This is a genomic window from Paenibacillus sp. RU5M (genome assembly GCF_900221055.1).
GTDB classification, from domain to species: Bacteria; Bacillota; Bacilli; order Paenibacillales; family Paenibacillaceae; genus Paenibacillus; species Paenibacillus marchantiae.
Map to the genome: position 1 here is coordinate 129,316 of NZ_OBQM01000004.1, position 21,202 is coordinate 150,517.

The following is a 21,202-nucleotide window of genomic DNA, read 5'->3' on the forward strand; positions in this document are numbered from 1 at the left end:
AAGGGGCTTCAATGCCAAATACGAAAACTGCGATATGAACAGAAAGAAGGGGTAACGGTATGGATCCGATCATGTTATCGCGTATCCAATATGCGCTCACAACGATTTTCCATTTCTTTTTTGTACCGCTGTCCATTGGTCTTGTACTGCTGGTAGCGATTATGGAGACGTTGTACGTAGTGAAGGGTAAGGAAGTTTACAAAACGATGGCCAAATTCTGGGGTAAACTGTTCCTGATTAACTTTGCCGTCGGTGTGGTCACGGGTATCTTTCAGGAATTCCAGTTCGGCATGAACTGGTCGGAGTATTCCCGGTTTGTCGGGGATGTGTTCGGTGCGCCACTGGCGATTGAAGCCTTGCTGGCGTTTTTTATGGAGTCTACCTTTATTGGGCTTTGGATTTTCGGATGGGATCGCTTGTCCAAGAAAGTGCATCTGGCCTGCATTTGGCTGGTATTCATCGGTACATTCTTGTCCGCGCTGTGGATTCTGGCAGCCAACTCGTTCATGCAGCATCCGGTTGGCTTCGAGATTAATAATGGCCGCGCCGAGATGAATGACTTCTTTGCACTGATCACCAATGGTCAGCTACTAGTGGAGTTCCCACATACGATCTTTGGCGCATTAATGACAGGTGCTTTTGTGGTAACCGGGATTAGTGCCTATAAGTTGATGAAGAAGCAGGATGTGGAGATCTTCCGGAAATCGTTCAACATTGCCATCATAATTGGTCTGGTTTCCTCGCTGGGGGTTGCCTTCTCGGGTCACTTCCAGGCGCAATATCTGGTGGAGACGCAGCCGATGAAAATGGCAGCCAGTGAAGGAACATGGACGACGACGGAAGATCCGGCACCATGGACGGTGGTAGCCTTTGTTGATCCGGACAAACAGGAAAATTCCGGCGAGATCAAAATCCCCGGGTTGCTCAGTTATCTGTCCTATAGCAAGTTCTCCGGCAGTGTCAAAGGCATGAAGGAATTGCAGGCGGAGTATGAGCAGACGTATGGTCCAGGAGACTACATTCCTCCGGTACGGACGACGTTCTGGAGCTTCCGCATCATGATTGCTGCGGGCGGATTGATGATTTTGCTAGCGATATACGGTACATTTCTGGCGATGCGCCGCAAATTGGAGGAAGCAGGCAAATGGTTTATGCGCTTGATGGTGTTTGCCATCTCTCTGCCGTTTATCGCTAATACATCGGGATGGATTATGACTGAGGTAGGAAGGCAGCCGTGGACGGTATTCGGTTATATGACGACGGAAGCCGGGGTGTCACCCAACGTGTCTGCAGGTCAGATTTTGTTCTCCACCATCGCGTTTACAGTCACTTATGCAATCCTGGGAGCGGTGATGGTCTATCTGTTCGTTCGTGAAATCAAGGCAGGGCCATATGCAGTCGAAAAGACGGAGGAGCATGATGAATCGGCCGATCCGTTCGGCGTGGATGGGGGTTATTCTGTTGTCACTAAGTGAATTGTGGTTTTTGCTGATTGCCGTCTTGTTTGTTGGTTTTTTCTTTCTGGAAGGTTTTGATTTTGGTGTGGGCATGTCTACTGCAATGATTGGCAAAACGGATCGTGAACGTCGTACTCTAATCAACTCGATCGGTCCGTTTTGGGATGGCAATGAGGTCTGGCTGATTACGGCAGGGGGTGCAATGTTTGCAGCCTTCCCGCATTGGTATGCCACGCTGTTTAGCGGTTTTTATCTGCCGCTAGTTGTGGTGCTGCTGGCCTTGATCGGCCGCGGAGTTGCCTTTGAATTCCGCAGCAAGATGAGACATGAACGCTGGCGCAAAACATGGGACATCATTATCGTAGTCTCCAGTGCGCTACTGCCATTCCTGTTCGGGGTTGTTTTCGCTACCTTGATGAAAGGACTGCCTATTGATGCGCAGATGCAGCTCCGTCCCGGCTTCCTGGACATCGTCAATCCGTATACGGTTGTAGGTGGGTTGAGCGTTACGTTGTTGTGTCTGGTGCACGGTTTGCTGTTTGCTTCATTGCGGACCGTCGGAGATCTTAGAGAACGTGCCCTGAATATGGCCAAAAAACTGATGTTGCCGCTGGCCGCGATCCTCGCGATCTACGCTGTGATGACATACTTCATGACCGATGTGTTTGCAGTACGCGGCTGGGCTCTCTGGATTATGGTTGTCCTTGGGGCTGCTTCATTGGGTTTGGCCGCTTACTTCGTGCGACAGAAACGTGAAGCCTGGGCATTCGGCATGACTGGAGCCGTGATTGCAATCGCGTTTGCCTCCGTATTTATCGGTCTGTTCCCAAGGGTCATGGTGAGTTCAATGGGTTCGGCGTTTGACCTGACGGTCTACAATGCTTCATCCGGTGCATATTCGCTAAAAGTGATGACGATTGTGGCTTGTACGCTGCTTCCGTTTGTACTCGGTTATCAGATCTGGAGTTATTATATTTTCCGCAAACGTCTGAACGACCAGCATCACCTGGAGTACTGATATGGGACGGGGGCTGTTGAAGCTGCCGGGCATTCGACCGGTACTGGCGCTGGCTTCAGCGCTGGTACTGTTGCAGGCAATGACGATTATCATGCAGGCGAAATGGCTGGCACAGGCGATTACGGCATTGTTTCAAGGTTCACCTGTAACGGAGCAGTACCCAGTGCTGCTGTTGTACCTGGCCGCTTTTGCCGCCCGCTATGCCCTATCGTTCTGGTTGCAGCTCATCGCTTCGCGGTACGCGGAGAAGACAGGGAACGATCTGCGTAGACAGATGGTGGAGCAGTGGTTCCGGCTGGGGCCGCGTTTTGCCAAAACGGAAGGAACAGGGCACCTGGTAACCTTGGCACGCGAAGGAACAGCCCAGTATAAGACTTATCTTGAACTGTTTATTCCCCGAATGCTGGGGATGGGGTTCACGCCAATCGTTATTCTGTTCTATGTCTTCAAGCTGGATATGATGTCCGGGGTTATTTTGACGCTGACGCTGCCGATCCTGATTGTGTTTATGATTTTGGTGGGGTTGGCTGCACAACGCAAGATCGATGGACAGTTCAAGTCGTACAAAGCGCTGGCCAACCATTTCGTAGATACGCTCCGTGGAATGGAAACACTCAAAACACTGGGACAAAGCGTTAAGCATGGAGAAACAATCGTTCGGGTCAGTCAGCGATATCGCAAGGCTACGATGTCTACGCTGCGTATGGCTTTTCTATCCTCCTTCGCACTTGATTTCTTCACCATGCTGTCGGTGGCTTCGGTGGCGGTTGGATTGGGGCTGCGCCTGACGGAAGGACATATGCTGCTTGGACCAGCGCTGACCGTACTCATTCTCGCGCCGGAATACTTCCTGCCTGTACGAATGGTAGGCGCAGATTACCACGCTACACTGGACGGTAAAGAGGCCGGGGAATCGATCAGCCAGATGATTGAACGAGGGGAAATGGCCGAACGTAAGCAAAAGGAAGCATACACGAGTGCTGTTCTGCATGGGGTGTCAGAAAAGAACGGAGAATCCTCTTCTTCTGAGCTTTCTTCTGGCCTAAGCGGTGTGGCTCCATCCACCATACGGGTGGTAATGCGTGAGGTGGATGCCCGAAGTGGTGTGGCTGCTTTCTCATCGAAACCCTCTTGGGAGGCAGCGAGCAGACTGGCGCTCACTAACGTACAGGTACGGCATCAGGAAGACGGGCCATGTTCGCTGAATGATGTGACGTTTCAGGTTTCTGGTCTTGGTAAAGTAGGGATTATCGGAGCGAGCGGAGCAGGGAAATCGACCCTGATTGATGTACTGGCGGGTTTCCAGCAGCTTACTTCAGGTCAGATTTTATATAACGGCCAGCCCTTATCTCCAGAGATGATGGAAGATTGGAGAAAACAAACGGCGGCGATTCCGCAGCATCCAACTATTTTCAGTGGCAGCTTAGCGGATAATGTTCGGTTCTATATGCCTGAAGCTTCGGACGCGGAGGTGGCTGACGCCATTCACGCAGCAGGTCTGCATAAGCTTACCTCCTCCTTGCCGAATGGGTTGCAGGAGCCGATCGGGGCTGGGGGAAGGCAGCTCAGTGGGGGACAGGAGCAACGGGTAGCTTTGGCGAGAGCTCTGCTTAGTGCGCGCCCGATCCTACTGCTGGATGAGCCGACTGCGCATCTGGATGTGGAGACCGAGTATGAACTGAAACAGACGATGTTAACGCTGTTTGAGGGTAAGATGGTGTTTTTGGCAACACATCGACTGCATTGGATGCCCCATATGGATCGCATTATCGTGATGGAGGGCGGCACGGTTGCAGAGACAGGAACACATGAGGAATTGTTGGCCCGACAAGGCGTATATTACCAGATGATTCAGGCCCAGATGGAGGCGGTGTAAGATGAAAGCCGGATATGAGCAGACAGAAACAGCCCGGAGCGGGAGCAAAAAGAATAGCTGGATCACTCCGTACGTGGCACAGTACGGCTGGAGACTCGTGGCAGTCGTTGCGCTGGGGATATGCGCTACATTATGTGCTGTGCTGCTGCTCTTCACCTCCGGGTTTCTGATCTCCAAGTCGGCGCTCCGTCCTGAAAATATTTTGATGGTATATGTACCTATCGTGGGTGTTCGTGCATTTGGGATTTTCCGTGCCGTATTCCGGTATGTCGAACGTCTGGCCGGACATGATGCGGTTTTGCGTATACTGGCGGATCAGCGCGTGAAGCTGTATCAAATTTTGGAGCCGCAGGCATTGTTCCTGCGCTCTCGCATGCAGACGGGAGACGTACTTGGTGCTCTCGCAGAGGATGTAGAGAGATTGCAGGATATTTACCTGCGCACGGTATTTCCGGCGGTTACCGCGCTCGTGATGTATGGTGGAGCTGTTGTGGCTTTTGGCAGCGTTGATCTGGGATTTGCACTGTGGATGGGGTTGTATATGCTATTTCTGGTTGCCGTGCTGCCTGCTATCTCCCTCCGCGTGACGTGGAAAATGCGGATCAGACTGAAACGGGAAGATGCCAAGTTATACACTCGTCTGACAGATGGTGTGCTTGGCCTCGGTGATTGGATAGCGAGTGGACGAGCTGAAGAATTTGTGCGTCAGCAGGAAGAGGCTGAAGGACAGGCAGATATGATTCGATTCCGCTTGCGGCAATGGACGCGCTGGCGTGATCTGGTTGCGCAGTGCGTGATTGGACTGATGGTGGTATCCGTGACCTTATGGGCGGGAAGTGCGGCTTCTGCCGGACAGCTGCCTGCGGTTATGATTGCTGCATTTGTGCTGGTGTTGTTTCCACTCACGGAAGCACTGCTGCCCGTAGGAGATGCGGTGGAGCATATCCCGCAGTATCATGAATCGCTGGAACGATTGCAGCACTTGGAAGGTGAAGAGCATCAGCCAGAACAGTCTGGAACCGAAGAAGCGAAAGCAGCAGCCGGAGCCGGAGCCAAAGAGGATATGACCACAGGTATATCAGGCAGCAATCCTGTAGAAGGACAACAGCTGGTTTCTCTGGAGCGTAAGGAAAAAGCTTCGGACCGACGTATCCGCCTACGTATTCCTCCCAGATTGCGAGCCGATATTCAGATCGATCAGGTGAGTTATCGTTATACGCCTGATGCTCCGTATGCAGTGCAGGAGGTATCCCTTCATCTTCCTCAGGGCAAACGCTTGGCTATTCTCGGTCGCAGCGGCGGCGGCAAATCAACCCTTCTGAAGCTCATCCAGGGAGCGTTGCTCCCATCCGCCGGGAACGTATTCATCAATGATCTTCCAGTACAAACGATGGGCGAAAATATAACGGATGTCATTGCGGTGCTGAACCAAAGTCCACATCTATTTGATACAACAGTAGCTAACAATCTGCGGATCGGCCGTCCGCATGCAACAGACGAAGAAATCCAGCGAGTGGCTGCGCAAGTAGGTTTATCCGATCTCATTGAATCTTTACCGCAGGGTTATCATACCCCGATGCTGGAGACAGGACTTCGTTTCTCTGGTGGAGAAAGACAGCGGATTGCACTGGCTCGGGTACTTCTTCGCGAAACGCCTGTCGTTATTTTCGATGAACCGACTGTAGGACTTGATCCTGTAACGGAGCGAGCGCTCATGCGGACGATTCTGGACAGCATGCAGGGCAAGACGATGATCTGGGTCACCCATCACCTGATGGGAGCGGAACGGATGGATGAACTTATTTTTATGGAAAATGGACAGATCACCATGCAGGGTTCTCACGAACAATTGCTAGCCCGGGAAGAGCGTTATCGCCGTCTCGTTGAACTTGATCGACCGGGTTGGACAGATGGGCAGCAACCTGTGGTCCTTCTACCACCTGTAGCCTCAAGATAAGAGCGAATATACGGTGCAGATGCAGGCAGGGCTGGTGTCGGATAGGGTATGGGGCGTAGACAGAGGTTTTTGCACGACACAGTAGCTGGTACCCTCTTAAATGTTAGTTCAATTTCATCAGGGACATAGCAAAGAGACGAACCACAGGATCAGTGGGCTCGTCTCTTTTTTTACACCTTTTGTTGAAACGTTTGTTACTAATATTACATCTCTACCAGCATCAAAATAATGGAAGAGAGGCATAGACAGGTACTGATGAGATACAGGACGCCAACCACCTGTTTGTGATTCAGGCCAGCGCGCAGCAAGCGATAATGGGCTTGACTTGCATCTGCCTGATAGATGGCTTTGCCTTGGATGAAACGTTTGATGACCACAAAAATGTTGTCGAAGATCGGCACACCGAGTGCCAAAATCGGAATGAAGATAGACAGCATGGTCGCTTGTTTGAAAGCACCATCCAGGGCGATTACCGCCAGGATGAAGCCGAGAAACGTAGCCCCTGCATCGCCCATGAACACTTTGGCGGGGGCTTTGTTATATTTCAGATAACCCAGGGTTACACCGACCAGTGTAATGGCCATAAGGGCAGAATCGGTTTGGCCTTTGGTCATTGCCACGATAAATAGTGTAATGGCTGAGATGGCGGACAAACCGCCTGCCAGTCCGTCCATGCCGTCCGTGAAGTTAATGACTGTTGTCACACCGAAGATCCACAGGATCGTCAGAATAAATTGCAGCCAGATCGGAAGCATAATGTATTCGGAATTGAAGGGATTCACGAACCCGGTGAACGCAATGCCGGAAGCAAATACGAGCACTGCGGCAGAGATCTGTACGAGCATCTTGGGCAGGGCAGGGAAGTCTTTGCCTTTGGTTTTGTACCAGTCATCAACTGTACCAATCGTTAACAGCAGCATTCCGCCGGCGACCAGGGCCGCCGTTTCCCATGAAATTTCTTTCGTAAGAACAATGTATGTCAGGAAGAATCCAGTAAATATCGCGTAACTCGCCGTCAGTGGAATGGGCTGCCTGTGCAGCTTACGCTCCACATCTTCTCGGGGCTTGTCCACAAAATCGAGCCGATGTGCCAGTCGACCAAGCGGCGGAATAAGCAGAACCACGACAGCAAAAGACAGCATAAAAGCCAGTATGTATACCATAAATTCGCTTGATTCACTCCTATCTACCAATTTCCCCCTATTATACGAGCTAAACAGGAAATCTGTCGATGTCATTATTGTAACCTAAGCTTCTACCCAGATAGTTTAGTATGTTCTCCCCTTTGTGAAAAACCAACCACCGGCTACGAACACGATGAAAAGCACAAGATTAAATCCAACACCCTTGATTAGTGAGTCGTTGAATAACAATGCTTCGAAAAAAGAAACAACATGAGCGCGTAGTGCGGGAATCGCTGTTCCGGTTGGAATCGCCACAATGAATAGCACCCACAGCAGCCAGCCGACAAGGTGGTGGTAGCCGGAGATTAGCATGCTTAGGAGCGCCATCGTCATCAAATAAAAAATAGTTTGGTAGAGAAAAGAACCTGCCACGCCAAATTCGTTCCAATGAAACGCTTCAATAAGGTTTACGGTGTTTTTGTGGAGTAGATTCACTTCAAGCATAGGCCATAAAGAATTAAATAAAGCGATGGCCACTGCCCACACAGCATAAACGAATTGAAGACCAAAAAAATATTGTTTTCGGCTTGCTCCTAAATGTACGATGCGGTTGTAATAGCTAAGCGGAAGTACGATTGCGAAAATGAGCAAAATAAGTAGCAGCAGGTTGCCATCCGCGATTCCTGTGTTTTGACTGCTGTCTATAAAGAGGCCAACAATGAATTCCGCCAACCTGCCAAGGAGGATTAAAATAATGACCATCCATATATAAATCCTCATTTGCAAATAGGTCGCCTTTAAATGAACGGTCAATGCACCCAATTTAACGACCTCCTTCGATCAAATACGAAAAAAACTTCTGAAGCGTCAAATTTTCAATAGTTATGTCTAGTTTGCGGGCCTGCAGCCTGTCCTCATCGTTGAATTTTTCGTAGACGGCGGCAAGCTTTCCGTGGCCGTAAGATTCTGTATGTAATACTCGCTTTCCTTTTGTGAACAAAGCTACGGCATCTGAATTTCCACGAATCAAATAAGCTGCCATCCGTATCCGATTCATCTCGTCATGAAGCAGGAGAGAGCCCTCATCAATGATATAGACTCGCTCTGCGATTGGGGCGATTTCATCAATCAAATGCGTAGAAATTAAAATCGTACGGGGATGATTGGCGTAATCCTCCAAAAGCTCCTTGTAAAACCTTTCCCGCATCAATACATCAAGGCCAAGCACTGGTTCGTCGAATAATGTCAACGACGATCGGCTAGACAGACCGATGATGTTTCCTACGAGTGATTCTGTGCCTCTTGAGAGCTGCTTGATTTTTTTGTTGGGATCAAGCTCAAACGTTTGAAGAAGCTTATGAGCAAACGTCCAATCCCAATTGGGATAGAAATTTGCAGCGAACTGCAAAATCTCAATCAATCGAGCTCCTCCAAATAGCTTGTTATTCTCCCGTACGAAACAGCAATCTTCTGGTAGGGCTCCTTTACCCAACTTTTTACCTCTTATCTCAATGGTGCCATCATTCGCGAAGAGTCCACCTGCTATGATGTTTAGCAAGGTTGTTTTGCCTGCGCCGTTTCGTCCGAGCAAGCCGTAAATAACGTTTTCCTCGAGCTGTATATCCAGATCCCGTAATGCATAGGTTCGACCATATTTCTTATTTAATTTGTCGCAACTCACCAAGATGCTCACAATGAATTCATTCCTTCCTTAATTGTTTAATCATCTCAATGATATCCTCGGTTGCCAGTTCAAGTTTGTCAGCTTCACAAATGAGATTGGACAACAATTCCTTATAAAAACGATTTCTTCGCTTATTCTTAATCTTTTGTTTGGCATCAGACGAGACATACATGCCAAGCCCTCTTTTTTTATACAATATTTCTTCATTTACGAGCAGGCCAATTCCCTTCACAACAGTCGCTGGATTGATTTGAAAGAGCTGAGAAAACTGAGCAACGGAAAGAATTTGCTCATCCTCTCGGTAAGTTCCGTTGAGAATATCGTCCTCAATGATATCTGCTACTTGTTGAAAAATTGGCTGCTTTTCGTCGAAAGTGACGTTCATTACCTCACCACTCAGCATTGTAGTTTGTTACACATCTAGCAGGAAAACATAACTTATATGCGAAAATTTGTCAATAAACAATCGTTCTGAAGGGTAAGTGATGATTTTTTTTACACTGAGTCCAGTTATTGACAATTTATTGCGATGGAATTATAGTATGCTACATGAGTGACATACTCATACACTAACATACCTACATAAATAAAAATACACTTGCAATAGGGAGCGCTCCAGAAGTATGTCAAATAAATAATGGGGAGAGAGAAATTTATGAAAACATTAATTGAATTTAAAAATGTAACGAAAGAATACAAAATTGGCGAAGTGCCGATCAAAGCGCTGAACGGTGTTGACTTTACCATTAACGAGGGTGAATTCGTTGTTGTTCTCGGTGCAAGCGGAGCCGGTAAAAGCACGATTTTAAATATACTTGGTGGCATGGATACGGCAACCTCGGGTAAAGTGACTGTTGGCGATAAGGATATTACTAGCTTTAACGAGAAGAAGCTTACGGGATATCGCGCCGAGAAGGTAGGGTTTGTCTTTCAATTCTATAACTTAATTCCCAATTTGAATGCTTTAGAAAATGTTGAATTCGCCACTGAAGTATGCAAAGACCATTTGGATGCCAAAGAGATATTAAATAAAGTCGGTTTGAAGAATCGGATAAAAAACTTCCCGTCCCAGCTCTCCGGAGGAGAGCAGCAGCGAGTTGCTATAGCACGAGCCGTTGCAAAGAACCCTCTGCTATTGCTATGCGATGAGCCGACTGGTGCGTTGGATTATGTAACTGGCAAGTCGGTTTTGAAGCTGCTTCAGGATTTGAATACGGAAACGAAAAAATGTGTTGTGCTGGTCACGCATAACTCCGCGATTGTGCCGATGGCGGATAAAATCATTCGGGTGAAAAGCGGAAAAATCGAAAGCGTAACGGTCAATGAGCATAAACAAAGCGTTGAAGGGATTGAGTGGTGATGAAATTATTCAAAAAATTGATAAGGGATATCAAGCAATCGATCGGTCAATTTCTGGCCTTTGTATTGGTTATCACCATAGGCGCTTTTTTCTACACGGGGCTGGTAACGTTAAGTGATAACCTTAGCTCTTATTCAAAGAATTACTTTCAAACTCATAATTTAAGTGACTTAAACGTTTACTACGACCAAGTATCCAAGCAGGATATGTCGAAGTTGAGTGGAATTGAAGGGATAAAGAAGGTGGAGGGACGGTATACCTTTGATGCGACGCAATCATTTGGTGATACTAAAGCAACTTTAAAGATCCACTCCATCCCCGAAATCAATAGCATTAATACGCCTACTATAATTGAGGGCAACATTCCGTCTCGCCAGGATCAAATCTTGCTTGATTCCCATTACGCCAAGGAGCACCAGTACAGAGTCGGGGATCAAATGAAGTTAAGCGTCAATGACCAGGAAGTGCCATTCACCATTAGCGGCTTGGGCGAAAATGTGGAATATGCCAAAAAGAACGAAACTCAGGACCATAAAACTTCGGGATTTGCATATGTGGCTGAAGCGGGAATTCCTCGAATCGCAGGTAACCTTTATTATAATGAGGTTTTAATTGACGCTGAAGAAGGGTACGATATAGACCGATTAGGCCAAAATGTTGAAGCGCAGTCTCAACAACTTTCTTATGTAAGTCAAATAAGTAAAGAGCGAACATTCAATTACTCGCAGCTTCAACAAACAGTCTATAACAATAAATTGATGAGCAAGGTTATTCCGCTGGTTCTCTTTATCATCGAAGCGATCATTTTCTTCCTCACCATGTCAAGGATTATCGATTCGCAAAGGAACCAAGTAGGAATTATGAAGGCGTTAGGCGTGAAGAACAGCAGCATCATGCTACATTACATGGGTTTCCCGGTATTTGTCGGAATCACAGGTTCCATTCTTGGTTGTATCGTTTCGGCAATCATATTTGTTCCAATGATTGAGGCGTCGAATGCTAGATCTTACTCGTTGCCGAGCATAACCTTCTCCTTATCCCCCTTCTCGATCATTATGCCTATCCTGTTCTCGAGTGCATTCGGCATGCTGGCATGTTACTTGAGCGGCATAGGTATCCTTCGAGAACATGCAGCACAGGCGATGAGGCCTAAACCGCCGAAGAAGATGAAAAAACTGCTCATTGAACAGCTTCCGAAAATTTGGGGACGTATTCCCTATAGCAATAAACTCATTTTGAGAAACATCTTTCTTAATAAGCAAAAGGCGATAGCAAGTTCCGTTGGCGTTGTTGTGAGCACAGTGTTGTTGATCACTGCGTTCGGGACACAAACGTCCTTACAAAGGGTCGCCGACCAGATCGAAGAGGTGAATACCTACGATCTGAAGGTTGAATACACGAGTGGGGCAGAGCTAGAAAAGGTGGAATTACCCACTGGGATTGAAAGCAGTTATTATCAATCGACCTTTCCTGTGGAATTCGCCAAGGGCGCTGATCATGAGAATGCCACTCTAACCGTTACGCAGAAGGACAACGCACTTATCCAATTTTTCGACGGGAAAGATAATCCGATAACACTTATGGACAGTGGTGTGCTGGTACCAAAATCATATGCGGATCACTATAAGGTTGCGATAGGGGATACGATCCGAATTCGATTCACTGATCCTTCGTTTGCGAATAAAACGGTCGATATGAAGGTTGCACAAATATCTAATCAGTATTCCAATCCGTCTTTCTTTTGCTCGATAGCGTATCTGGAGAGTTTTGGGATCGACTACAACCCAACCACAATTCTAGTGAAAGCTAGCAATGCCACAGACCTTACTAACGTACGACAGTTCTTCGAACAAGACAATCTGGTAGATACAATCGCGGACAAGGATGATTTGAAAAAATCCGCACAATTTATTATGAAGCAGAATAGTTTTATCTTTATCATGTTTATCATTAGTGCTGTCATTCTTTCGTTTGGTGCCATCTACACCATATCCTCCATCAACATTTATGAAAGAAATCGCGAGCTGGCTACTCTTAAAGTATTGGGTTATCAAAAAAATAAAATAAATCGGCTTATCTTCTCTGAGAACATGATACTCACCACTTTTGCGGTCATTATAGCACTGCCAATCAGTGTATATATGTATTCCATTATTATTGAGGCGCTGTCGAGTACCCATCAACAAATCCCAGATCAAATAAATATTTTTGTTATGCTGATATCAATCATTATTGCATTTTTACTTACCGGGCTCTCTAACTTGATGCTTCAGAGAAAGGTCTCCCGAATTAATATGATTGAATCGTTAAAAAGTTTAGAATAAATCGGGCGGTAAAGAGTGGATTATTGCCAATAATATAAAAAACGACAAGTGTGAATTGATTCCACACATAGTAAGTCGTCCTTCAAATATGTCTTGATTCTTGATGCCTATCGGAAAATTAATGGTCAATTTTTGATGAAACACTACGAGCCTCCAAGCTGTAGTGTTTTTTACTATATAGACCTAAGTATTTGTTTGTTATTCATATAACCGGCTTAAACAGATCTAGAGCTGGGCTGTTTAAGGGCTTAGAGTTTCTGGGGCAGATAGGAACCAAAGAGGGAAATCGCCGCATCTGCGCTGTACCCATCATCGCCCTGCCAGGTTGCGGCAAAGTGGAAGTCGCTGTACCCACCTCTGCTTTTTCGTGGCGTATCCTGCGGAACAAGCAGACCGGATGCACCCCAGATTTCGAGGATCGCGTCGCGTTCCTGTTTGCTCGAAGGAAACAAGCCTTTCCAGCGTTTCTCCAACCCGCGTGCACTCTCATGGGGTTCGCAGGTTTGCGCTGCTTCAAGCATGCTCACAAGTATAGCGATGTCTGCGTCAGTCACTTCATAAATGGCTTCCTTGCTAGCCAGCAGTAGATCCAGATCCATCAGGCAGTATAACAGGTTATTATGGCGAACCCCGCCCCACTTTACCCGTTCAAAGTTCAATACATTCAGATCGACGTCCGTGTACGTCTTGTCCGATTGCAGGCGCAGGAAGTTGCAATCCCCGCAGGAGCTGGTGTTGGCATGCAGTGCACGGCGTTCCTCGTAGGTATGCAAAGGCAGTTGCGATGTTAAAGCCCAGCTGGAAAGGGCGCTGCGCAGATAACCTTTTTTGGTAGATAAACTGTGTAAAAATGCTGATACTACCCGTCGCTTGATGGAGTTGTCCTGATGAATCTCATGCAAACGTGCGACGATCTCATCATGGGTAATGGTCAGTGGATCGAACATAACACCTCTGCTTTTGGCATATTCAAAGTCATCCCCCGAGAAGGGAGCAGATATTGTTTTCCAGCCGCCGCTTCCCCAGAAGGTGCCCAGCAGAATTTTTGCCGCTTTTTTATCCAAGAAATCAACCTCCTGTATACAATCCATAAGATGATGTATCGCAAGATTCAAGCTTCGTTTTCCTTAATGTACATATTCCTCGGTTGTATTCAGAATCAGTTCAACAAGACCGGGAAAACGGGAGTTCAAATCGTCCTTTCGTAGAGAATAAAAGTGCTGTTTGCCTTCAATGCGAGGCCGGATAAGGCCTGCTTCACGCAAGATTTTGATGTGATGAGACAACGTTGATTTGGAAATATGGTCTACTTCGAAGGCGGAACAGTTTTTCTCGCCAGAGCTGGCCAGACAGTGTGCAATTTTCATCCGTACCGGATCACCGAGTGCGTTGCAGACCGTGGTCAGATTCAATTCCGAAGCCATAGGTATCATTGGAGTTTTCATATCTATGACGGTAGCATATTCGACAATCTCTTTCAATGTTTGATTTTTTTCGAACTGAGGGTTGTTCTATGGACATAAAGTGTGGTACATTTCTTCTAGATTAGTTTGAAATTTTTCGAACTGAAATCCAAATCAGCTTATCAACCTCAGGAGGAATACCCATGACTACCTTGTTAAACAACTATTTCCGTTTATTTGACGCTTCCCGTACAGACGAACGCGCGATGCAAGATCTGTTGTCCCTGTTTACACCGGATGCCGAGATTGTGTTGAACGGCACCAGCAGAACGGGATTTGATGGTTTTATGAAGGCTTTCTATGAATACAATAGCGATGTGAAACACATGTGGGACCAATGGAAGCTTCAGCCGGACGGTAGCTATCAAACGAACTGGGCGGTATGCGGACAAGCTGCGGACGGAACGGTGTATGCCAAAACAGGCATCGATATCGCTCGTGTGAATGAGGCGGGACAGATTGTGTATTTGGAAAATGTGCAGGCAGATAAGGATGCATTCAACAAGTATAACCATTAATTAAAATCTAGAGATTTCAGTTTTATGAATAAGGAGCCAGAGATCTGAATTAATAAGAAGATAGCAAACGTTAACTCCACAGTTTTTATTCTGTGGGGTTTTGTTATGTCCGTATGCTCAATCAACCTCTTAGGTTAGGGTTAGAACATAGGGTTGGTAGGCATCGGACCATTCAAATTGGGAATGAGTGAATCAGAGGTAGAGGCGATTATTGAGCGTAGCACCACGGAGAATATAAATCTCTTTAACCGATTCGAGTATGATTGGGAAATAAACTCTGTTTTATTGAAATAAGTAATCCAGGTTATTCTCAACGCGAAGCGAGTCGATGAGTAAGCTTGGAGCAATGTGATATGTGTTATTCAAACGAATTCTCTGTATGAAAAGGCCATCCCTCTAGTTGAAGATATGGGGATGGCCTTCATGAATGATCGCATACGACGATTCGTATTTTGGAGCTGTTCCAGCTTACGACATGTGGGTTGCGTATAATAGACAAACTTGATGTGGCAGTATTTGCGACTCACTACATCAGAAGAATTCATAGAGACCATCTTCGAAATACTCGTACTCTTCATCGGTAATTATCTTTCTTCCATAACCATCGAAGAAGGCATTATGGTCTTTACTTGATTGAAAAATATTTGGCTTTGGTCTTATAGCTAAAGATAGATCATAACGAGGGTCTCCGTAGGCTCCGCCGCTCCAATCAATGATTCCTGAAATTCTACCCTCATAGACCAAGAAATTATCAATTGTACAATCACCATGAATTAGCGTTTGCTCAAAATCAGTGGGCTTCTTATTTTTTAATTTTTCAAGTAATGCCGTTGTTCCATCAACCTTATAGTGCTCTAAATTATATTCAGCTTGTTTGAGCATAATGTCGAGCCATTTTTCACCGCTCTTAAGTTCATCAGGACAAGGCGTTGAGTGAAGTTCTCGTAACCTTCTTCCAAAGTCGAAAAGAATGTTATACCTCGTGTCTGGATCATTTTCATGCGTCAAAATTTTGCGTATAGTTTCCCCTTGTAAATACTCCATTAGCAACCAAGACTGGATACCTTCATTATCATCTTGGTGCTGAATAAATTGATATACTTTTGGAACACGAAGATGTGTTTGAGACAAACACTCCAAAATGGATGATTCTTTTCTCAGCCATTCTGAATATTGTTCTCCCCTAGTTCTCTTTAAGACGAAAAGTCCATTTTCAGAATCAATAATCCCAACATCAGAGGTATGTCCCTGCCGTGGGAAGTTGATATTGCTTATTGCACCTAACTCCTTAATTACCTCGTTAGGAATTTCTTCTTTAGAAATCGGTTCCAACTTTTCACCTCCCCCGAAGATTATCCATTCGCATAATTGTATTATCGGGATACATAAATTCACAAAAGCTCTATTTAACATAATCCTCAAAAGAAATCTGGTATTCAGAGTAGTTTGCAGGATTGCCTTTTTCAAATATCTTCAGAATAGCGGGTTCCCGGAAATCTATAGCATCTACGGAAAAATAGATAATCTTCATATCTCCGTTCACATTATTATCAGTCTTATATGATTCGATTACTGTTCCGTCCTGTATCAATTCGGTGTCTAGCATATTAGCCGTTCCACTCATCAGATAAGCAGAAAATGAAATAAAATCATAGTTGATAAAGCTCGCAACATCATCAATAGATGCCGTCTTATCGTACTTCACATATTGATTACTTGAATAAATTGCCACGAATCTGTACGGTGTGGCGATAAAAATATCCATGTATTCAAACGTACTATCATTGCTGGTCGATGTTAATAAGGGTAATTTAAAATCCTCACCAAAATACGACATATCTTTTTTCCCTTCATCAATCGCCTGAATGATTTTATCCTCTGTTAAATAATAGATATATTCGGTATCAGATGATTCTGTTTCCGATTTCACGTCAACCATTCCGTTTGCTGCATTTGAACCATATGTATTCTCTTCTTCTTTGACCTCTTCACTTGCTGGTAATTCTATTGAATCTAAGCTATTAGTTGCACTTCCCTGTTCAACCAAATCATATTTAGTTAATCCATAAACCAACACAATACTGACTATAGAAATTGATAATAAAATGTTTAGAATTTTAACCTTCATTGAATATTCGCCACCCTTTAGTTTAGCTTATGTCAACATACACAATGCAGTTACCCTACTATAGTATTGGTTTTCCGTCACTTCAAAAAGAGTTTTTTTTACTTTCTACAACCTTGTTTTCAAAATCGAAAGAATGGTTTAAGACAGTGCAGTCTCCTGATGAGAAGCAGCATTGTCCAATGTAATGATATGAATACCGTTTGTTAAAGCAACATCTCGTATTACATAAACAATTTACTTTTAGTATGCTTTGTCTCCCCCCAAAAAAACAGCTTTCATCAGAACAAATACCCAAACCTATTGTACCATATGTTGGTATTCCACCTTTCGTATCGTTAAAACTTTTCGTCGGGCTGCTGCGAGATGTGTACTGCCCAACATTGAGAATAGAGACATGCATTTAGCTGTAAACCACCCCCGAGTGTCCATAGCATCTAACTTACGCTCGATTTAGAAGACAAAAAATACCCTCTCAATGAAGAGAGGGTATTCCCACATTAACTTCTCATTCGAACCAACATCGCTACACTCTCCACATGTATGGATTGGCTGTATATCAACATTCTCAACCGTGTCTAAAGAACCTGAGACGCGCTATTGGACTAAAATCGGCATAAGTCAGATTCTAACGAATCGCAGAGATGTTATTTTTCGGCAATGCTCATTTTGGGGCGGTTTTTTACCGCTAAAATTGGATATAAGACGGCTCGGGTTTGTTAGATTTTGAAAACATGCTATATACCTCATATAAGACGTCTATGATTCGTTAGCTATTCCATGTTCAACGTTTGGCCCCCCCATGCCTTCTCTACTCTTGCATCGTCTTATTCTGAAAAGCCGCAATATCCGCATACTCTTCTTCGAATTTGCGGGAGATGCGGATGAAGATTGGCAGGAGTTCGCGATAGACACGGACACTGTCCGGGTCCGGCTGGTGCCGATGTGTCGATCCGATCATGCCGGAGACGGCACTCAGGGAATCGATGCGGCCAAGGGCGTACAAGCCCAGTACAGCAGCGCCGAGACAGGAGCTTTCGATACTTTCGGGGATGATGACATCCTGATCGAAGATATCCGCCATCATCTGTCGCCATAACTCCGAGCGGGCGAAGCCGCCTGTCGCCTGGATTTTTTTCGGACGACCGATCTTTTCTTCAATCGCGAGCATGACCGTGTACAGGTTGAACAATACACCTTCGAGCGCAGCGCGAATCATATGTTCTTTCTTATGATGCAGCGTCAGGCCGAAAAACGAGCCACGTGCGTTCGGATTCCAGAGCGGAGCCCGCTCACCTGTCATGTACGGATGGAACAAGAGACCTTCCGAACCCGGAGGTACATTTTCCGCAACACGAGTGAGCACTTCATATGGATCAATTCCAAGTCTTTTCGCCGTCTCGACCTCGGAAGCCGCAAACTCGTCCCGAATCCAGCGGAAAATAACACCGCCATTGTTCACCGGTCCGCCAATGACCCAGGCATCCTCCGTGAGCGCATAACAGAAGAAACGTCCTTTTGGATCGGTCACCGGTTTATCTACGACTGTACGAATCGCTCCACTGGTACCAATGGTCACGGCCACGACGCCTGGATCAATGGCGTTCACGCCCAGATTGGAGAGCACGCCATCACTTGCCCCGATGACAAACGGTGTGGTGACCGCAATGCCCATCTCCTTGGCATACTCAGGATTCAAGCCTTTCTTAAGTACATGTGTCGTCGGCACGAGGCGGGACAGGTGATCCGGAGTGATGCCTGCGACATGGAGAGCTTCCTCGTCCCAGTCGAGCTTTTCGAGATTCATCATCCCCGTGGCAGAGGCCATGGAATGGTCAATCACATACTCGGAGAACAATTTATAAAATACGTATTCTTTCATTGAAATAGATTTGTGCGTCTGTTTGAACAGCTCAGGTTGATCTCTGGTTAGCCACATGATTTTGGTCAGAGGTGACATCGGATGAATCGGCGTACCGGTTCTCAAATAGATTTCGTGACCGTTCATTTCGGTTTTGAGTGCTTCCGTCCACTCGGCACTGCGATTGTCTGCCCAAGTCATCGCCCGCATCAGCGGTTTGCCGTGTTCATCAATAGGCAGAATGCTGTGCATGGCTGAACTGAAAGATACAAACAGGATTTCATCCGGTTTGATGCCCGCTTTGGAGGTCGCTTGTTTAACTGATTCTACTACGGCTTTGAAAATATCTTCTGCATCCTGCTCTGCAATCGCAGGAGTAGGGGTATACAGCGGGTAATCGGCACCGCCTTGAGCCACGATGGTTCCGTTCTCTTCAAACAGGACGGCCTTGGTGGAGGTGGTGCCGATATCTACGCCGATCATATAGGGTGAAGAAGCCATTTTGTCATCCCTCTTTCTTGAATATATAAGTGAAATGAATGCTGTCTATTCATCCAACTTATATGGCATCTGGTATTTATCTATAGATAAGAATATCAGACTTGAGGGATGGATCAAAATGCGCGCTCCCTAATCCTTTACAGCTCCTGCGGCAATATCGGAGATAAACTGGCGGCTGATGAACAGGAACATCACGATCAGCGGAATAACAGCCAGCAATGTACCCGCGATAACCATCGCGTAATCCGTATTGTACAGTCCGTTTAATTGAGACAACGCAATCTGCAGCGTATACTTTCGTGCATCCGTCAAGACGATCAGGGGCCAGAGATAATCATTCCATACGCCAATAAACGTGAACGCACCGAGGAAAGCAAACGCAGGCCGCAGAATGGGCAACGCCACGTTCCAATAGAGCCGAAAAAAGTTACAGCCGTCAATTCGTCCGGCATCCAGCAGGTCATTCGGTATGGACTCCGTGGCATATTGGCGAATCCAGAAGATGCCGAAGGCGTTCACCATGCCCGGAATAATGAGGGCTTTGAAGGAACCAACCCATCCGAACGTCGCCATGAGCACGAAGGAAGGGACCAGCGACAGCTGGGAAGGCACCATCATGGTGGCGAGCAGCAGGACGAAGAGCCATTTTTTACCCGGAAATTCAAACTTCGCAAACGCAAACCCTGCCAGTGAGTCAAAAAACAGCACCAGTACCGTCACCAAGCCCGATACAAACAACGTATTCATGAATGCGCCCCAGAAGTCGATCTGCTGTAGTACTCGACTAACATTATTCCATAGCTCGCTCCCAAACCAGAGCTGAGGTGGGAACTTATAAATGTCGGACGTCGTCCGGGTGGACATTACAATCAGCCAATAGAACGGGAACATGGAAATGAGCATGCCCCCGATAAGACCGGTATACAACACCAGCGATTTGAGAGATTTGGACGTCATGAGCGCTCCCCCCTTCACTTCAGGATGACTTGCCTTGAACGAGCTTCCAGTTCACAATCGAGAACAGGGCGATAATGAGGAACATACCCCAACCAACCGCAGCACCGTAGCCGAAGTAGTTATTAATGAACGATTCTCGGTAAAGGTACAATACAATGGTCATTCCGGCTGCGCCTGCGCCGCCATCGTTACCCACGAGAATTTGTGGCTCGGTGAATAGCTGCATGCCGCCGATCGTCGATGTGATCACAGTGAACAGAATGACGGGACGCAGCATCGGAATCGTAATTCGGAAAAAGGACTGTATCCCGGATGCGCCGTCAATCTTGGCTGCCTCGTACAATGTCTGCGGGATGCTCTGAAGTCCGGCCAGATAGATGACTGCGTTGTATCCTGTCCAGCGCCAGACCACCATGGAGGAGATTGCCACTTTGATGCCCCATGGCGCGTTCAGCCACTCCACCACTGGAAGTCCTACGGACTGGAGCAGATAGTTAAGAAATCCGTAGTTGTTGGCAAATAGGGCACCGAAGATAATGGCGACGGCCACGATGGACGTCACGTTCGGCAGGAAATATCCCACGCGAAACAGCGTACGGAACTTCACAAACGGTGCATGCAGCAGAAACGCAATGATCAGGGCAAAGAACAACATCGGGATGGTCGCGTATATCCAGATCATGAACGTATTGCCCACCGCTTGCCAGAATTCTGCATCGGTCAGCATATATTTAAAGTTGTTTAGTCCGTTATAGGTCATCACACCAATGCCATCCCATTTGTGGAAGGCCAGATATAAGGAAAAACCGATCGGAAACAGTCCAAACACGGCAAACAGAATGTAAAACGGGGAGATCGCCACATAGAGTGCACGTTGTTCCCACATCCGGGACAAGAGTGATTTCTGCCGATCCAAATCCGGACTTACCTTTCCGGGATCCGGAGTGAGGCGAGGTTCGGTTACAGCCATATGAATT

The 21,202-nt window shown here is 46.4% G+C and carries 18 protein-coding genes; 7 read left to right on the top strand and 11 right to left on the bottom strand.

Translation table 11 applies throughout. The annotated features are described in order from the left end of the window. Window positions 1-59 precede the first annotated feature (59 nt). From CRO25_RS14510 to cydC, 4 genes are read left to right on the top strand one after another with little or no spacing between them, the layout of a single operon-like run. Window positions 60-1,475: a cytochrome ubiquinol oxidase subunit I gene (locus CRO25_RS14510; protein ID WP_079695481.1), complete on the top strand. Its 1,416-nt coding sequence runs from the start codon at window positions 60-62 to the stop codon at window positions 1,473-1,475. Then, window positions 1,459-2,475: a cytochrome d ubiquinol oxidase subunit II gene (gene cydB, locus CRO25_RS14515; protein WP_063567358.1), complete on the top strand. Its 1,017-nt coding sequence runs from the start codon at window positions 1,459-1,461 to the stop codon at window positions 2,473-2,475. The genes CRO25_RS14510 and cydB overlap by 17 nt, the downstream gene beginning before the upstream one ends. A gap of 1 nt (window position 2,476) precedes the next feature. Then, window positions 2,477-4,351: a thiol reductant ABC exporter subunit CydD gene (cydD, locus tag CRO25_RS14520; protein ID WP_079695482.1), complete on the top strand. Its 1,875-nt coding sequence runs from the start codon at window positions 2,477-2,479 to the stop codon at window positions 4,349-4,351. A gap of 1 nt (window position 4,352) precedes the next feature. Next, complete coding sequence (gene cydC / locus CRO25_RS14525) at window positions 4,353-6,308, top strand: thiol reductant ABC exporter subunit CydC (RefSeq protein ID WP_079695484.1); 1,956 nt, start codon at window positions 4,353-4,355, stop codon at window positions 6,306-6,308. A gap of 203 nt (window positions 6,309-6,511) precedes the next feature. On the opposite strand, the gene CRO25_RS14530 is transcribed toward cydC, so the two are convergent. From CRO25_RS14530 to CRO25_RS14545, 4 genes are all read right to left on the bottom strand, one after another. Further along, window positions 6,512-7,471 carry an MraY family glycosyltransferase gene (locus CRO25_RS14530; RefSeq protein WP_063567347.1) on the bottom strand — a complete coding sequence of 320 codons (960 nt, stop codon included), beginning with the start codon at window positions 7,469-7,471 and terminating at the stop codon, window positions 6,512-6,514. A 105-nt stretch (window positions 7,472-7,576) separates the two neighbouring features. Next, window positions 7,577-8,254 carry a hypothetical protein gene (locus tag CRO25_RS14535; protein ID WP_079695485.1) on the bottom strand — a complete coding sequence of 226 codons (678 nt, stop codon included), beginning with the start codon at window positions 8,252-8,254 and terminating at the stop codon, window positions 7,577-7,579. A 1-nt stretch (window position 8,255) separates the two neighbouring features. Continuing rightward, window positions 8,256-9,125 (bottom strand): ATP-binding cassette domain-containing protein, encoded by an 870-nt coding sequence (locus CRO25_RS14540; RefSeq protein ID WP_072733741.1) that lies wholly within the window; start codon window positions 9,123-9,125, stop codon window positions 8,256-8,258. 7 nt (window positions 9,126-9,132) lie between these two features. Further along, entirely contained in the window at window positions 9,133-9,501 is a 369-nt protein-coding gene (locus CRO25_RS14545; RefSeq protein WP_256336443.1) for a GntR family transcriptional regulator, read from the bottom strand. Between the two features lie 270 nt (window positions 9,502-9,771). Here CRO25_RS14545 and CRO25_RS14550 point away from each other — a divergent pair, with 270 nt between their 5' ends. Together CRO25_RS14550 and CRO25_RS14555 are read left to right on the top strand one after the other, a co-directional pair. After that, window positions 9,772-10,476 carry an ABC transporter ATP-binding protein gene (locus CRO25_RS14550; RefSeq protein WP_072733739.1) on the top strand — a complete coding sequence of 235 codons (705 nt, stop codon included), beginning with the start codon at window positions 9,772-9,774 and terminating at the stop codon, window positions 10,474-10,476. Then, window positions 10,476-12,800 (top strand): ABC transporter permease, encoded by a 2,325-nt coding sequence (locus CRO25_RS14555; RefSeq protein WP_079695486.1) that lies wholly within the window; start codon window positions 10,476-10,478, stop codon window positions 12,798-12,800. Before CRO25_RS14550 ends, CRO25_RS14555 begins: the two co-directional genes overlap by 1 nt. 248 nt (window positions 12,801-13,048) lie before the next feature. On the opposite strand, the gene CRO25_RS14560 is transcribed toward CRO25_RS14555, so the two are convergent. Together CRO25_RS14560 and CRO25_RS14565 are read right to left on the bottom strand one after the other, a co-directional pair. Then, window positions 13,049-13,864, bottom strand: coding sequence for a hypothetical protein (locus CRO25_RS14560; protein WP_072733737.1), 816 nt, complete (start codon window positions 13,862-13,864; stop codon window positions 13,049-13,051). Between the two features lie 63 nt (window positions 13,865-13,927). Then, window positions 13,928-14,245, bottom strand: a complete 318-nt coding sequence (locus CRO25_RS14565; RefSeq protein WP_064642038.1) for a helix-turn-helix transcriptional regulator — start codon at window positions 14,243-14,245, stop codon at window positions 13,928-13,930. Window positions 14,246-14,406: 161 nt separating this feature from the next. Here CRO25_RS14565 and CRO25_RS14570 point away from each other — a divergent pair, with 161 nt between their 5' ends. Further along, window positions 14,407-14,781: a polyketide cyclase gene (locus tag CRO25_RS14570; RefSeq protein ID WP_079695487.1), complete on the top strand. Its 375-nt coding sequence runs from the start codon at window positions 14,407-14,409 to the stop codon at window positions 14,779-14,781. 531 nt (window positions 14,782-15,312) lie between these two features. On the opposite strand, the gene CRO25_RS14575 is transcribed toward CRO25_RS14570, so the two are convergent. The 5 genes from CRO25_RS14575 to CRO25_RS14595 all read right to left on the bottom strand — a co-directional run bounded on the left by CRO25_RS14575 (window position 15,313) and on the right by CRO25_RS14595 (window position 21,111). Then, window positions 15,313-16,113, bottom strand: coding sequence for a phosphotransferase family protein (locus tag CRO25_RS14575; protein WP_079695488.1), 801 nt, complete (start codon window positions 16,111-16,113; stop codon window positions 15,313-15,315). 70 nt (window positions 16,114-16,183) lie between these two features. After that, complete coding sequence (locus CRO25_RS14580; protein ID WP_079695489.1) at window positions 16,184-16,909, bottom strand: hypothetical protein; 726 nt, start codon at window positions 16,907-16,909, stop codon at window positions 16,184-16,186. An 808-nt stretch (window positions 16,910-17,717) separates the two neighbouring features. Then, a complete protein-coding gene (gene gntK / locus CRO25_RS14585; RefSeq protein WP_079695490.1) occupies window positions 17,718-19,268 on the bottom strand; it encodes a gluconokinase in 1,551 nt (516 codons plus the stop codon). A gap of 129 nt (window positions 19,269-19,397) precedes the next feature. Further along, the gene (locus CRO25_RS14590; protein WP_063567342.1) at window positions 19,398-20,225 is read right to left on the bottom strand and encodes a carbohydrate ABC transporter permease; all 828 of its coding nucleotides are present in this window, start codon (window positions 20,223-20,225) and stop codon (window positions 19,398-19,400) included. A gap of 19 nt (window positions 20,226-20,244) precedes the next feature. Next, complete coding sequence (locus tag CRO25_RS14595; RefSeq protein WP_063567357.1) at window positions 20,245-21,111, bottom strand: carbohydrate ABC transporter permease; 867 nt, start codon at window positions 21,109-21,111, stop codon at window positions 20,245-20,247. Window positions 21,112-21,202: the final 91 nt, after the last annotated feature.